Annotated in this window: 15 protein-coding genes; 6 read left to right on the top strand and 9 right to left on the bottom strand. The window is 63.3% G+C overall.

Translation table 11 applies throughout. The features are described from left to right. Positions 1 to 190: 190 nt before the first annotated feature. Positions 191 to 1,006 carry a lytic murein transglycosylase gene (locus IVB05_RS20205; RefSeq protein ID WP_247786349.1) on the top strand — a complete coding sequence of 272 codons (816 nt, stop codon included), beginning with the start codon at positions 191 to 193 and terminating at the stop codon, positions 1,004 to 1,006. Between the two features lie 53 nt (positions 1,007 to 1,059). Here the strand turns inward: IVB05_RS20205 and IVB05_RS20200 are convergent, their stop codons facing one another. Continuing rightward, on the bottom strand, positions 1,060 to 1,323 hold the full coding sequence (locus IVB05_RS20200; protein ID WP_247786348.1) for a hypothetical protein: 264 nt from the start codon (positions 1,321 to 1,323) through the stop codon (positions 1,060 to 1,062). 581 nt (positions 1,324 to 1,904) lie between these two features. On the opposite strand from IVB05_RS20200, the gene IVB05_RS20195 reads away from it, so the two are divergent. From IVB05_RS20195 to IVB05_RS20185, 3 genes are all read left to right on the top strand, one after another. Next, positions 1,905 to 2,057, top strand: coding sequence for a DUF1127 domain-containing protein (locus IVB05_RS20195; RefSeq protein ID WP_247786347.1), 153 nt, complete (start codon positions 1,905 to 1,907; stop codon positions 2,055 to 2,057). 166 nt (positions 2,058 to 2,223) lie between these two features. Continuing rightward, the gene (trmFO, locus tag IVB05_RS20190) at positions 2,224 to 3,657 is read left to right on the top strand and encodes a methylenetetrahydrofolate--tRNA-(uracil(54)-C(5))-methyltransferase (FADH(2)-oxidizing) TrmFO (RefSeq protein WP_247786346.1); all 1,434 of its coding nucleotides are present in this window, start codon (positions 2,224 to 2,226) and stop codon (positions 3,655 to 3,657) included. 4 nt (positions 3,658 to 3,661) lie between these two features. After that, on the top strand, positions 3,662 to 4,765 hold the full coding sequence (locus IVB05_RS20185; protein WP_247786345.1) for a serine/threonine protein kinase: 1,104 nt from the start codon (positions 3,662 to 3,664) through the stop codon (positions 4,763 to 4,765). 131 nt (positions 4,766 to 4,896) lie between these two features. Here the strand turns inward: IVB05_RS20185 and IVB05_RS20180 are convergent, their stop codons facing one another. The 5 genes from IVB05_RS20180 to yajC are packed head-to-tail and all read right to left on the bottom strand — an operon-like array spanning position 4,897 to position 9,247. Then, on the bottom strand, positions 4,897 to 5,760 hold the full coding sequence (locus tag IVB05_RS20180) for a phytoene/squalene synthase family protein (RefSeq protein ID WP_247786344.1): 864 nt from the start codon (positions 5,758 to 5,760) through the stop codon (positions 4,897 to 4,899). Beyond that, positions 5,757 to 6,152 carry an Mth938-like domain-containing protein gene (locus IVB05_RS20175; RefSeq protein WP_247786343.1) on the bottom strand — a complete coding sequence of 132 codons (396 nt, stop codon included), beginning with the start codon at positions 6,150 to 6,152 and terminating at the stop codon, positions 5,757 to 5,759. The genes IVB05_RS20180 and IVB05_RS20175 overlap by 4 nt, the downstream gene beginning before the upstream one ends. 59 nt (positions 6,153 to 6,211) lie before the next feature. Then, positions 6,212 to 7,219 (bottom strand): protein translocase subunit SecF, encoded by a 1,008-nt coding sequence (gene secF, locus IVB05_RS20170; RefSeq protein ID WP_247786342.1) that lies wholly within the window; start codon positions 7,217 to 7,219, stop codon positions 6,212 to 6,214. A 9-nt stretch (positions 7,220 to 7,228) separates the two neighbouring features. Beyond that, positions 7,229 to 8,830: a protein translocase subunit SecD gene (secD, locus tag IVB05_RS20165; protein WP_247786341.1), complete on the bottom strand. Its 1,602-nt coding sequence runs from the start codon at positions 8,828 to 8,830 to the stop codon at positions 7,229 to 7,231. A gap of 54 nt (positions 8,831 to 8,884) precedes the next feature. Beyond that, complete coding sequence (gene yajC / locus IVB05_RS20160; protein WP_057855867.1) at positions 8,885 to 9,247, bottom strand: preprotein translocase subunit YajC; 363 nt, start codon at positions 9,245 to 9,247, stop codon at positions 8,885 to 8,887. A gap of 195 nt (positions 9,248 to 9,442) precedes the next feature. Between yajC and IVB05_RS20155 the strand changes: the two genes are divergently transcribed. Then, positions 9,443 to 10,414 carry an ATP-binding protein gene (locus IVB05_RS20155; RefSeq protein WP_247786340.1) on the top strand — a complete coding sequence of 324 codons (972 nt, stop codon included), beginning with the start codon at positions 9,443 to 9,445 and terminating at the stop codon, positions 10,412 to 10,414. A gap of 183 nt (positions 10,415 to 10,597) precedes the next feature. On the opposite strand, the gene IVB05_RS20150 is transcribed toward IVB05_RS20155, so the two are convergent. Together IVB05_RS20150 and IVB05_RS20145 are read right to left on the bottom strand one after the other, a co-directional pair. Then, the gene (locus IVB05_RS20150) at positions 10,598 to 11,974 is read right to left on the bottom strand and encodes a LysM peptidoglycan-binding domain-containing M23 family metallopeptidase (RefSeq protein WP_247786339.1); all 1,377 of its coding nucleotides are present in this window, start codon (positions 11,972 to 11,974) and stop codon (positions 10,598 to 10,600) included. A 109-nt stretch (positions 11,975 to 12,083) separates the two neighbouring features. Continuing rightward, a complete protein-coding gene (locus IVB05_RS20145) occupies positions 12,084 to 12,701 on the bottom strand; it encodes a protein-L-isoaspartate(D-aspartate) O-methyltransferase (RefSeq protein WP_247786807.1) in 618 nt (205 codons plus the stop codon). Positions 12,702 to 12,966: 265 nt separating this feature from the next. Here IVB05_RS20145 and IVB05_RS20140 point away from each other — a divergent pair, with 265 nt between their 5' ends. Continuing rightward, positions 12,967 to 13,344, top strand: a complete 378-nt coding sequence (locus IVB05_RS20140; RefSeq protein ID WP_256473422.1) for a response regulator — start codon at positions 12,967 to 12,969, stop codon at positions 13,342 to 13,344. Between the two features lie 135 nt (positions 13,345 to 13,479). Here IVB05_RS20140 and surE read toward each other — a convergent pair whose 3' ends face one another. Beyond that, on the bottom strand, positions 13,480 to 14,247 hold the full coding sequence (surE, locus tag IVB05_RS20135) for a 5'/3'-nucleotidase SurE (protein ID WP_247786337.1): 768 nt from the start codon (positions 14,245 to 14,247) through the stop codon (positions 13,480 to 13,482).

Raw genomic sequence — 14,247 nt, 5'->3', positions numbered from 1 at the left:
TGACCGGCGGTTCGCCATTCGCAACGCGCGGCAATGCCTGGATGGCAGGTTAACGATGAATTGACCGTCCGGACAGCAATGCATTCGAAGCCTTGATGAGAAGCCTTGTTTTGGCCGCTCTTGCTTCGAACATTCGGTGTGGTTTCGACACTAACGTCGATGGCGAATCGACCTTGGAGCGAACGACACGATGACCTCTCGCTTTTCCATCCGCGCGTTGACCCTTGGCGCACTGCTGCTGACAGTCGCAGCGCCCTCGTTCGCGGCTCCCTGCGGTTCCGGCTCGTTCGAAGCCTGGCTAGAGGACTTCAAGAAGGAAGCCGCCGCCAAAGGGATTTCGGCGTCCGCCATTCAGACCGGCCTGACCGGTGTCGTCATGGACAAGAGCGTGCTGGCCCGCGACCAGTCGCAAAAGGTCTTCACGCAAAGTTTCGAGGAGTTTTCCGGCCGCATGGTGCCGCCGCGGCTTGCACGCGGCGCCAACATGCTCAAGCAATACGGCTCGGTGCTCGGGCGCATCGAACAGACCTATGGCGTACCGGGCGAGGTGCTGGTGGCGATCTGGGGCCTGGAAACCGATTACGGCGTCAACATCGGAAAATTCCCGACTATCCGCGCGCTGGCTACACTCGCCTATGATTGCCGCCGCACCGACATGTTCAAGGCCGAACTGATGGACGCGCTTCGCATCGTCGAGCGCGGCGATGTAGCCCCTCAGGAACTGCGCGGCGCATGGGCCGGTGAAATCGGCCAGACCCAGTTCATGCCGTCGTCCTACATCAAGTTCGCAGTCGATTTCGACGGTAATGGACGCCGCGATCTCCTGCGCAGCCCGCCGGACGTGCTGGCCTCGACTGCGAACTTCCTCGCCGGCCATGGTTGGCAAAAGGGCAAGGATTGGGAGCCCGGCAGCGCCAATTTCGCTGTGATCAAGGAGTGGAACAAGAGCGAAGTTTACGCGAAGACCATAGGCCACTTCGCCACGCAGCTTTCGCGCGCGCCTTGAACGGAAAAATTCAAAGGGTCGATCTCAAGTCGACTGGCCCTTTGCCATCCGCTCTACTTCGCCGCACTCGCTTGCATCGCCTTGCTTAGATGCGCCGCGCAGGCACCCGCCTTGCCGCCCAGCAGCGCATCCTGCGCAGCCGCGATTTCCTTCTGCGCGACGATCTTCCCTTCGCCGTCCGCCATGTTCTCGATCATCGTTTCAGTCTCGCTCAGGTTGTCGCCGCTGCAGGCCGCTTTGACTCGCGCGGCGTCGGCGGGAGACACGGCATATGCCAGGGCTGCTATCGCAGGTGGCTGCGATAATTTGTTGAGCATGGTACGCAGACGACGGGCGATAGGCCGAATGAGTCGGGGCTACCTTGCGCGTGACAGGCGGCCAAGGCACCGGCGCATAGGGTCCGTTTCGCGTGGGCCGTGCCGACATATTAGCCCGTCACACACATTAGTCGTCGCTCCCGGCCATGAACTCAGTAATAGTTCGCGGTCCGTGATAGTGAATATATATTCATTTATTAATGATAGATTGCATGCGATTTGCGCATAAGAAAGTTTCAAAAAGCCTGCCCTTTGAAGCACATTTTGTCGGCACCGGGCGCTCGGGAGCTTCTATACAGCTTTCCTGATCGCCACTTGGCAAACGGCAAGAGTTAATCTGGAAATTACAAAAACCTCCAAATTCACGGCATTACTTGCATGAATGAAGCACGCTGGCGAGGACGGGGGCCGGCTGATCCGACAGCCATGCGCAAAGGTTAAGCGGACCCTACCGTAGTCATGCGTTTTGGGATTAGCTGCATCGCAACATAGGAACTTCTGCACTGCGGAATCTAAGCTATATTCATTTCAACGATGAGGCCGTCCCCCAAGGGCTGAATCGCAACTGCAAGGAGACTACGATGCTACTCTCGCTCATCCGCATGATCCAGGCGTTCCGGGATTATCAGCGCAATGTCAGCGAACTGTCCCAGCTTAGCGATCGCGAACTGGCCGATATCGGCCTCGATCGTTCGGACATTCCGCGCGTTGCAGCCGGAACCTACGCCGGCTGATCTCTGTTCGGCCGCCTGACGAACGGATAACGCCCGCCCCCGCTGCGGGCGTTGTCGTTTTCAGTCTTTGGTTTGACGGGTTTTCTTCACGCGAACCGGCATCCCACTTCGCTCGAAAACGCTATGGTAGGTGCACTAGATCTGAAAACGCGCTAACCCTGCGCGCATGATTTCCTCAACTCCCCAAACTGACACCGTCCATGTGATTGGCGGCGGTCTTGCCGGTTCGGAAGCCGCCTGGCAGGTCGCCAATGCGGGCGTTCGCGTCGTCCTGCACGAGATGCGCCCGTTGCGGATGACCGAGGCGCACCGCACCGAGGGCCTGGCCGAGCTCGTCTGCTCCAACTCGTTCCGCTCGGACGACGCCGCCAACAACGCCGTCGGCCTGCTGCATGCCGAAATGCGCCGGCTGGGCTCGCTGATCATGCGCTGCGCCGATGCCAACCAGGTGCCCGCTGGCGGGGCGCTGGCGGTCGATCGTGACGGGTTTTCCGCAGCCGTCACCAAGGCGCTGCACGACCATCCCCTGATCGAGATCGACCGCGCCGAAATCGCCGGTCTGCCGCCTGCCGAATGGGGCAACGTGATCGTCGCGACCGGCCCCCTCACCTCGGCGCCGCTAGCGGACGCCATCCGCGAACTCACCGACGAGAACGCGCTGGCGTTCTTTGATGCGATCGCGCCGATCGTGCACAAGGATTCCATCGACATGTCGGTGGCGTGGTTTCAGTCGCGCTACGACAAGGTCGGGCCGGGCGGCACCGGCGCCGACTACATCAACTGCCCGATGACGAAAGAGCAGTATGACGCTTTCGTCGCGGCGCTGCTGGCCGGCGAGAAGGTGGATTTCAAGGATTGGGAGACCAACACGCCCTATTTCGACGGCTGCCTGCCGGTCGAGGTGATGGCCGAGCGCGGCCACGAGACGTTGCGGCACGGGCCGATGAAGCCGGTCGGGTTGACCAATCCGCACAACCCGACGGTCAAGGCCTACGCGATCGTGCAACTGCGCCAGGACAACAAGCTCGGCACGCTCTACAACATGGTCGGCTTCCAGACCAAGCTGAACTACGGCGCGCAGCAGCGCGTATTCCGCACCATTCCAGGCCTCGAGAACGCCGAATTCGCCCGGCTCGGCGGCCTGCACCGCAATACCTTCCTGAACTCGCCAAAACTCCTCGATGGGCAGTTGCGCTTGCGCGCGCAGCCAAGGCTGCGCTTCGCCGGCCAGATGACCGGCTGCGAGGGCTATGTGGAATCCGCCAGCATCGGCCTGATCGCAGGCCTCTACGCCGCGGCGAACGCCCGGGCGCAGACGCTCGAACCGCCGCCGGTGACCACAGCGCTGGGCTCGCTGCTTGGCCACATCACCGGGGGCCACATCGAGACCATCGAAGCTGGAACGCGCTCATTCCAGCCGATGAACATCAATTTCGGGCTGTTCCCGCCGCTTGCGAGCTTGCCGACCAAGAAAGCGGATGGCACGCGGCTGCGCGGCAACGAGAAGACGGTTGCCAAGAAGCAGGCGCTCAGCGCTCGCGCCCTTGCCGATCTCGATCGCTGGATCGCCGATCATCTTCGTGTAGCGGCGGCGGCGTAACACCATGAGCTTGCCGAAAGATGACGCCGCCATTCTGTCGGCGCGATGGACCGAAGGCGTGCTGCTGAAGCGCGACGTGTTCTCGACCGTCGAGCGCGGCCGCTTTCGCGATGATGCCGGCGAGGTCGACGCCGTGCTGCGCCGGCTCGACCAGGTGCCGCTATGGTCCTATCCGCTCGCCCGCCATCTGTTCGCCCGCGAGCGCCGCGCGCTGGCGCTGGCGCGCGATCTCGACGTCGGCCCGAAGCTGCTCTGGGCCGGCCGAAGCGCGCTGGTGCGCGGCTTCATCGACGGCGTCGCGCTGCATCTGGCCAAGCCCCATGGCGACCTCGCCTATTTCCGATCCGCCAAACTCGCGCTTCGCAAGCTGCACCGTGCCGGCATCTGCCACAATGATCTCGCGAAGGAGCAGAACTGGCTGCGCGGAAGCAACGGCCGCGCCTATGTGACCGATTTTCAGCTGGCCGCCTGCTTCAAGACAAGAAGCCGCCTGTTCCGGATCGCGGCCTACGAGGATCTGCGGCATCTTCTGAAGCACAAGCGCAGCTATGCGCCACAGGCGTTGACGCCGATGGAGCGCAAGATTCTCGCACGCAAATCCTTTGTCGCCAGCATTTGGCTCAAGACCGGCAAGAAGGTCTACCAGGCCATCACCCGCGGCCTGTTCAACTTCACCGATCGCGAGGGCGGCGGCCGCCGGCTGGTCAATGACGCACCTGTGCTGATCGAACTGATCAGGAAGAACCCCGACGTGCGCGACACCGCCATCGTCGCATTCGCCGACCGCCGCACCGGTGTGGGACTGTACGCCTTCGTCGAGGCCGACAAGGTCGCGCTGGAAAAGCAGCTGCGCAGCGAACTCGCCGCAGCCAAGGGCGTCAAGCCGCCGGAGCATATCCAGGTGGTGCATGCGCTGCCGCGCGATGCCGCCGGCAAGCCGCGCACGGAAATATTGCAGCTCGTCGCCATGAACCAGCTCGACCTGATCGAGCCGCTGATCACGAGCGACGTCGACCGCGCGTTCCTGAAGGACATTCTGGAGTCGCGGAAGAATCTGCGGGACCGGTTCAATTTCGAGAGCGCGGACATGGATCGTCCGTCAACTTGACGTTTGCTGTCGTCACCCGCGAAGGCGGGTGACCCAGTATTCCAGAGACGTAAGTGATTGAACCGATAGGCCGCGGCGTACTGGATACCCCGCTTTCGCGGGGTATGACGGCCTCATGCGCAGCAAGCTTCCTACCCGCCAAACTCGCGTGTCCGCGAGGCGCGCCACAACGTCCACAAGGTCCGCAACCGCGACGTCGCCTGTGGTACGAAGGGATCGAAGTCAGCACGTGACATGCGCTTCAGATCGCGGCGGACCAGCGCCAGCGGAAGGAACACCGGCCGCGCCTGTGGCGGCATATGTATGAGCAGCTCGAAGGCCGTACGGAGGTTCTTTCGGGCGTCTCCCACCAACTGGTCGATCGCGGCACGCGCCCGCGGCGTCTGCTTGCCCGAAAAAACTTCCTCCATCCCGCTGCCGTGTTGCTGCAGCAATTGCAGCGGCAGGAATAGCTGTCGCCGCGCGGCATCGAGCGGCAGCGCCGCTATCACATGCGCCATGCCCTGGGCCAGCCCGGCATGGCGCGCGAGATGGTCGATCAAGGCCGACGGCTGTGCCGCGATCCGCGCGCCGAGCGAGAACAGCGCCGCGGAGGTGTCGGTGACATACCCTTCCAGCGCCGCCATCGACGGCATCGGATCGTTGTAGAGGTCGAACTGATGCTCCTCGATCAGCCGCGACAGCGGCTCGACCGGCAGGCGGAATTCGCCGATCGTCTGCAAGAGCTCGGCTGCGACCGGATTGCCCTCGACGCCGCCATGGCCGGCGCCTTCCAGCATGTCGGTCCACCATTGCAGCCGTATTTCGCCCGGCAGTGGCTGGCTGACCTGCTCGCGCACGCGCGATATCTCGACATTGAAGGCGTAGACCGACAGCAGCGCGCGACGCTGCATCGCCGGCACGAACAGCGTCGACGCATAACGGGCAAAGTCGTGCGTGCGCACCAGATCGGCGCAGAACGCGGCGGAATCCTTCGACGTCGCCGCCCCGCTCATGGCACCGCGATCAGCGCCGCCGCAACGCGCCGGCGTTCGCCCAGCATGATGTTGTAGGTGCGGATCGCGGGCCCCGTCTGCATCGCATCGAGCACCACGCGCACGGCGCGCAACGCCTCGCGAAGGCCGCGCGGCGGTACCCAGACTTCAGTGCCGGTGCCGACGATCAGCGTGTCGATCGAGTTGGCGGCCTTGAATACGCGCGCCAGCGAATATTCGTCGATCTCGGCAGGCTTCGTGACCTGCCAGGCCCAGATCGCATCCGGCAGGCACAGCAGCGAGCCGCGATGCGACATGTCGGCGAAGGCGAAGCCGCCCTTGCCGTAGGCTTCGATCGGCGCTGACCTCGGAAGATGCGGGGCGTCCGGGGAACCCGGTGTTTGACTGGACATGATCGCTTCCGAAAACCGGTTTCCACCCTCGGGTCAAACCCGAGGGCATGCCTTTCGGATCAGGCCTTCTTCTTCGACGGCGTATCCGGTGCGTCGCGGTGCTCACCGACGCCGAGATAGATCAGGATCGGCGCGGCGATGAAGATCGAGGTGTAGGTGCCGACCAGCACCACGCCGAATATCATGACCGCGGTGAAGCTGTGGATCGCGTGGCCGCCGAATACCAGCAGCGCCAGCAATGCCAGCGTCACCGTGACGTGGGTGATGATCGAGCGCGACAGCGTCGAATTGATTGATTCGTTCAGCAGCTGCGGCATCGGCATTTTCTTGTACCGCCGCAGCATTTCCCGGATGCGGTCGTAGATGACAACCGTATCGTTCAGGGAGTAGCCGAGAATCGTCAATAGCGCCGCGATACTGGTGAGGTCGAAGTCGACCTGCGAAATCGACATGAAGCCGATCGTCAGCACGATGTCGTGGACGTTGGCGATCATGGCGCCCAGCGCGAACTGCCATTCGAACCGGAACCAGAGATAGATCAGGATCGCGAAGATCGCGAGCATCAGGCCGAGCATGCCGAACGCCAGCAACTCGCCTGATACGCGCGGGCCTACCACTTCGACCTTGCGGTATTCGACACTGTCCCCAAGAGCGCCGCGGATTTTCGTCACCACCACCTGCTGCGCCGCGTCGCCTCCGGGCTGCTCCGCGACGCGGATCTGGACGTTGGTCGGATCACCAATCTGCTGAAGCTGAACCTCTCCGAGGCCTAAATTGCCCAAGGTCGCCCGCATCGCGCCGATGTCGGCCGGACCTGACTTGGATTGAACTTCCAGGAGCGTGCCGCCCTTGAAGTCGATGCCGAAATTCAGCCCATGGGTGAAGAACAGCACGATCGCGACGATTGAAAGCGCCGCCGAGATCGGGAAGCTGATGCGGCGAAAACGCGTGAAATCGAAATGCGTATCGTCGGGAACGATGCGCAGCGGCGGCAACAGATCGAGCACCGCGACCACTGTCAGCACGACGATCAGGATGCCCAGACCGATGAGAACGTAGTTAGTCACAGCTATTCCTTAAATCGGCACGGTCTTCGGCCGTTTCCATCGCACCCAGCCGGCGACGATCAGGCTGGTGAGGGTAAAGGCGGTGAAGACGGTAGTGATGATGCCAATGCCGAGCGTGACGGCGAAGCCGCGGACGGGCCCGGTGCCGATATAAAACAGCACCGCTGCGGCGATGAAGGTGGTGATATTGGAGTCCAGGATGGTCGACAGCGCCCGCCTGAAGCCGGCGTCGATCGCCGAAATCGCATTGCGTCCACCGCGCAATTCTTCGCGGATACGCTCATAGATCAGCACGTTGGAATCGACCGCGATGCCGACCGTCAGCACGACGCCGGCGATGCCGGGCAGCGTCAGCGTGGCGTTGAGCAGCGACAGGATGCCGAAGATCATCGCGACGTTGATGGCCACCGCGATGTTGGCGAACACGCCGAACAGGCGGTAGGTCAGCAGCATGAACACGATGACCATGATCGAGCCGATGTAGGCGGCAAGCTTGCCTTTCTCGATCGAGTCCTGGCCGAGGCCCGGACCGACGGTACGCTGCTCGATCACGGTCAGCGGCGCCGGCAGCGCGCCGGCCCGCATCAGCAGCGCCAGTTCGTTGGCCCCCTGCACGGTGAAACTGCCGGAGATCTGACCCTGGCCGCCGGTGATCGGCTCCCGGATCACGGGTGCGGAAATCACCTTGCCGTCGAGGATGATCGCGAACGGCACACCGACATTCTCCGACGTGGCCTGTGCGAATTTTCGCGAGCCCGAGCTGTTGAACTTGAAGTTGACGATCGGCTCATTGGTACGCTGGTCGAAACCCGGCTGCGCATCGGTGAGGTCGCCGCCGGAAACCAGAACCTGCGTCTTGACGACGTAAGGCACCTTCGGCGACGCCTCGCTCATCAGGACTTCCGAGCCGGCGGGCACACGCCCCTGCTGGGCCTGATCCGGCGAGATCGACGGATCCACCATGCGGAATTCCATCTTGGCGGTCGTGCCAAGAATGCGAATCAGCTCGGTCGGATCCTGCAGGCCCGGCACCTGAACCAGGATGCGGTCGACGCCCTGCCGCTGGATCAGGGGCTCGACCGTGCCGAGCTGGTTGATGCGGCGTTCGACGATCTGGATTGATTGTTCGTTGGTCTGTCGGATGCGCTCGGTAATGGCGGCCTGCGGCACCGTGAGACGGATCAGCCCGCCGCCGACATCCGAGACTTCAAGGCTGCGCTGCCCGGAGGAACCAAGCAGGCCGCCGAGCGGCTGCGACAGTTCACGCAGCTTGGGAAGGGCCACCTGCAGGTCGGTGTCCTTGACGCGGACTTCGACCGCGTCGTTACGGATCGCAAGCCCGGTGAAGCCTACCTTGGCGTCGGCCCGCAGCACGCGCCGCACCTCGCCGACGACCTGTTCGAGCCTATCCTTCTTCACGGAATTGGAATCGATTTGGAGCAGCAGGTACGAGCCGCCCTGCAAATCGAGGCCGAGCACGATGTGCCGCTGCGCCCAGAGCGGCCAGGTCTTTACCTTCTCTTGCGGAAAGAAGTTCGGAACCGCGAACAGGCAGACCACAAGCGCGGTCAGAATGATCGCCAGCGCCTTCCACCGCGTGAAATACAACATCGAGTAGACCCGTCAGATCCAGGAAAATGCGCCGCGGGAAGCGGCGCGGAAAACTCAGCTCGCGGACGTCTCGTCCTTGGCCTCACTCTTTTCCTTGGCCGGTTCGCCCTTGGCGCGGACGCCTGAAATCATCTGCCGCATCTGCCGCACGCGGACGCCGTCCGAAATCTCGAACTCGATCTGGTCGTCGTCGACCACCTTGGTCACCTTGCCGACCAAGCCGCCCGAGGTGACGACCGTGTCGCCGCGCCGGATGTTTTTGACCAGCTCCTGGTGATCCTTCACCTTCTTCTGCTGCGGACGCAGAATCAGGAAATACATGATCACGAAGATCAGCGCGAACGGCAGCAGCGACATCAACATGCTGTTGGCATCGCCACCGGCCGCAGCCTGGGCGTACGCAGGGGTTATCAGCATTCGAACAATCCTCGTAAGACGGAAAAGAACCGGCCATGCCTGGGCTTAGCGCCTTGGGCAAATCGCCGGTCCCGGGCAAATTCGCGCGGACTATAGCGGCGGCGGGCCCAATTGCAACGTGGCCGACCCTCTCATTTAGGCCGCTTGCGGGACCTTCCAAGGCCCGTTAAGGCTGCGCGGTCAGGAACTCCGGAAATGTCAAAAAAACCCAAGAAAACAGCGGCTCGCGCCGCCCCCAAGGCGGCCTCGCGAGCCATTGCAAGAACCGCGACAAAACGTCCGGCAAACAACCTCAACGGTGCCACGGCCGAGCGGATCGCAACGGCGCTGGAAGCCATCGCCGGCCACCTTTCCGCGGCCTCGACGGCGGGTGGGACCGTTGAGTCGTTCGGCTCCGCCGACGCCTTTGTCTGGCATCCGGACGGACGCCTTTCGCCCGTGCCGCGCGTCAGCCGCGTCGACCTCGGCCTGCTCAAAGGCATCGACCAGGTGCGCGACATCCTGATCGAAAACACCGAACGCTTTGCCGACGGGCTGCCCGCGAACAACGCGCTGCTGTGGGGCGCGCGCGGCATGGGCAAGTCGTCGCTGGTGAAGGCCACTCACGCCAACATCAATATCGACCGCAAGCCGGCCGACCGGCTGAAGCTGATCGAGATCCACCGCGAGGACATCGAGAGCCTGCCCGGCCTGATGGACCTGCTGCGCAGCTCCGATTTCCGCTTCATCGTGTTCTGCGACGACCTCTCCTTCGACGGCAACGACGCCTCCTACAAATCGCTGAAGGCGGTGCTGGAAGGCGGTATCGAGGGACGTCCCGACAACGTCATCCTCTACGCCACCTCGAACCGGCGGCACCTTTTGGCGCGCGAGATGATCGAGAACGAACGCTCGACCGCGATCAACCCGGGCGAAGCGGTCGAGGAGAAGGTGTCGCTGTCAGACCGTTTTGGGCTCTGGCTCGGCTTCCATCGCTGCAGCCAGGACGAATATCTGGCGATGGTGCGGGGCTATTGCGGCCATTTCGGCATCGCGATGGCCGATGAAGAGCTGGAGCGCGAGGCTCTGGAATGGTCGACCACGCGCGGCTCCCGCTCGGGCCGCGTGGCCTGGCAGTTCACGCAGGAACTGGCGGGACGGCTGGGCGTGAGGCTTTCGGGGAAGTGACGCGGTCGCGCCTTTGACTCTGACCGTCATCCCCGCGAAGGCGGGGATCCAGTATGCCGCGGCTTCTCGGCTCAATCGCAACTGCTCTGGAATACTGGATCGCCCGGTCCCAGTGCGCAATTGCGCACAAGGCCGGGCGACGACAGTTGTGGGGTGTGGCGACGCCGCTGCGTAGCTAGCCGATCACGCCCCGTTCAGGAATTGAAGCGGGTCAACCGGTGAAGATCCCTTGCGGATCTCGAAGTGGAGCTGCGGCGACCCCACCTCGCCCGATTGACCCGATTTGGCAATGATCTGGCCGCGCTTGATCGTATCGCCGCGCTTTACCAGCAGTTCACTCGCATGGGCATATGCGGTGACGTAGCCGTTGGAGTGCCGTACCAGAACCAGATTTCCGTAACCCTTGAGCTCGTTGCCGGAATAGGCGACCACACCATCTTCCGCCGCCTTCACCGGCGTGCCTTCGGGCACCGCCAGGTTGATGCCGTCATTCGACTTGCCGTTGGTCTTGGCGCCGTAGCTCGTGATCACCTTGCCGCGCACCGGCCAGCGGAACGTCGGCAGCGCGCCGGTGGCTTCGCTCGGCTTGATCGAGGCTTGCTCGACGACGGGCTTTTCTTCCACGACATTGGTGGTGGCAGACGCCAGCCGCGCGCTCTGCGGCGGACCGCCGGCGGACGCCATCTTGGTGGCCGGCGCTGCAACCTGGGCAACCGGCTGGGCGGGTGCGGCGGCGACGGGCTGCGCGACCGGAGCAACGGCTGCCGCGGACTTCGAACCGGGCACGGTGAGCTTCATGCCGAGGCTGAGCTTGGCGGACTGATCGAGATTGTTGGCCTTGGCGAGTTCGGTAACCGGCACATTGTTCCGGCGCGCGATGCTCATCAGCGTATCGCCGCGATTGACGATATGGACGCTCGAGGGTGCGGCCGCAGCGGCAACCGGCTTGCTGGCCGGCGGCGCGAGCGCCGGGGCGGCCGCAGCCACCGCGGTCTGCCGCGGAATGATCAGTTGCTGGCCGGGCGACAGCACGCGCGGGCCCTTGTAGCCATTGGCCTGCAGGATCGCGGCAGATGAAACGTTGTAGCGTTTCGCCAGAATGTCGAGCGTGTCGCTGGTGCCAACGATGATCGCGGTGCCGTTCGGCGCAGCCGGGCGCACGGCCGCGACCGAGCGCGGCGGTACCGTGGAGGTGGTCTCGATGGGGGAATGGGACGGCGGTGCATAGGACGAAACCCCGCGCCCTCCTCCCGACACCCCGCCCGAACTGGCCGGATAAGCAGACGGCGCAACGACGGCGGGCGGCGGCAGAGCCTGGGATTGGAATTGCGGCGCGGACGCCTGCGGCCGGGCGTATTGCGGCGGCTCGCGGCGCTCGGCGGCGGGCGGGCGCACCGAACCGGTGGCTTCGGGCTGCGAGGCGAAGGGATTGGAGAACGAGCTATCGGAAAAGCGCGTCTGCATATCGGCGCTGCAGCCGGCAAAGCCGACCGACATCAGCGTCAGCACCGCGACCTGCGGCACCCGACGCGAGCGAAGCAACTCGGCGACACGGGACATGGTTACTCACTCGTACGCAACAAAATACTGTTTTGAGTAAACACTGACCGAGTAAATAACCGCTTAACCCTTGGAATAAGATGTTGGCGGGAACCGCCAATCCGGGATTCTACAGTTCGCGCGCAATTCCCGGCAGGGCCGGGACGAAGCGGACATCGACCAATTCCTTGCGCTCGAACCCGCTGTCCGTCCTGGTCATCCTGACCAGCGTCTGGGTGCCGTGATGGGGGCCGACCGGTGCGATCAGAATGCCGCGCAGCACCAGCCGCTCCAGCAGCTTTTCCGGAATTTGCTCCATCGCAGCCGTCACGATGATGCGGTCGAAATCGCCCGCGCCCGCCGGTATGTCAAAGCCGTCGCCGTTCATCACCTCGATATTGTAGTAGCCGAGCGCTTCGAGCCGGTCGCGGGCCGTGTCCGCCAGCGTCCGGTAGCGCTCAATGGTGAGGACGTGCGCGCATAACCGCGACAGCACCGCGGCCTGATAGCCCGAGCCGGTACCGATCTCGAGCACCTTGTGGCCCTTCTGCAGTTGCAGCTGCTCGGTCATGTAGGCCACGACGAAGGGCTGGCTGATGGTCTGCCCGCAGGCGATACCGAGCGCGCTGTCGCGGTAGGCATGACCGCGGTCGCCAGCCGCCACGAAAACCTCCCGCGGCACCGCTTCCATGGCGCGCAGCACCGCCTGGTCGCTGATCCCCCGCCGCCGCAGGGTGAGCTGAAACATCATCTTCTCGGGCGGTTCTTGCGACATTGCGGTCTCGCGGCGGGCTCTGGCCTCGCCGAGATGTAATAGCGTGCGCGCACTTAAGGAAGAATTTCCTCAAGATTTTGGTTCCGGCTTCGGGAACTGCTAACCTACCCCCGGCGTTAGGGCACGGCTAATCCCGTCGCCGGAGTCTTTGCTTCAAAGCGTGCCGGTTCATGTCGACGTTGCGCCCAGGGGTGTTTTTTGCGAACCTCAAAGCCTTAGAAGGGCAAGGATTCCCCTCATGATAGCGACACGGCCGGCGGGCTGTTCTGTTTTCCTCGTTGAAGACGAGGTTATGATCCGGATGATGGTCGCTGACATGCTGGAAGAGCTGGGCCACAGCGTAGCTGCCGAGGCCGGCGAAATCGGCGAAGCGGTCAAGCTGGTGCAATCGACCGAATTCGATCTCGCCATTCTCGACGTCAACGTCAACGGCAAGGTAATCACGCCGGTCGCCGAGCTGATCACGGCGCGCAAGCGCCCGTTCATCTTTGCGACCGGCTACGGCTCCTCCGGCCTGCCCCAGGAATATCGCGACCGCCCCGCGCTGCAGAAGCCGTTCCAACTGGAAACGCTGGCCCAGGTCATCGCCGCGACGATGAAGAGCGCCCCGGTTTAGCTCGTCAATCCGTACACCCAGCCGTCATCATCCGCGAAGGCGGATGATCCAGTATCCCAGAGACCTGTGATTGAACTGAGATGCCGCGGCGTACTGGATACCCGCCTTCGCGGGTATGACGAGTTCGACCGGGGCTTATTTCAGCGTCGTCGTCAGCTCTTCCGAGAACGCTTCATCGGTGCGATCGAGTCGCAGCGGGGTGACCGATACGTAGCGTGCCGCAAGTGCAGCAAGATCGGTGCCTTCGGCCGGCGTATCCATCATCGCGGCGCGCTCAAAGCCGATCCAGAAATAGGGATTGCCGCGGCCGTCGTGGCGCTTGTCGACCTTGAGGAAGCCGAGATTGCGCTTGCCCTGACGCGTCACGCGCACGCCCTTGACCCGGTCGGGCGTGCAGGCGGGGAAATTGACGTTGATTACCGTGTTCTTCGGCACCCCGGCATCGATCACCTTGCGCAGGATATCCGGACCGAATTTCAGCGCGGTGTCCCACAGCGGCGCGTGACGGGTCTCGATGGAAAATTCCTGGCTAAGTGCAAACGACGGTATTCCCAGGATCGTGCCCTCAAGGGCGCCGGCGATGGTGCCGGAATAGACGACGTCCTCGGCGACGTTGCGGCCCTTGTTGACGCCGGACAGCACCAGATCGGGCATCTTCTCGCCGAGGATGTGGCGCGAACCCATGATCACGCAATCGGTCGGCGTGCCCCGCACCGCGAAATGGCGCGGACCGACTTCGCGCAGCCGCAAGGGATCGTTCAGCGACAACGAATGCGAGACGCCGGACTGATCGAGCTCCGGCGCCACGATCCAGACGTCGTCAGACAGCGCGCGGGCGATCTCCTCGACGATCTTCAAGCCCGGCGCATGAATGCCGTCGTCGTTGGTGCAGAGAACTCGCAT

The sequence above is a fragment of the Bradyrhizobium sp. 170 genome, assembly GCF_023101085.1.
Classification (GTDB): domain Bacteria; phylum Pseudomonadota; class Alphaproteobacteria; order Rhizobiales; family Xanthobacteraceae; genus Bradyrhizobium.
This window is presented reverse-complemented; position numbering and strand designations above follow the sequence as displayed.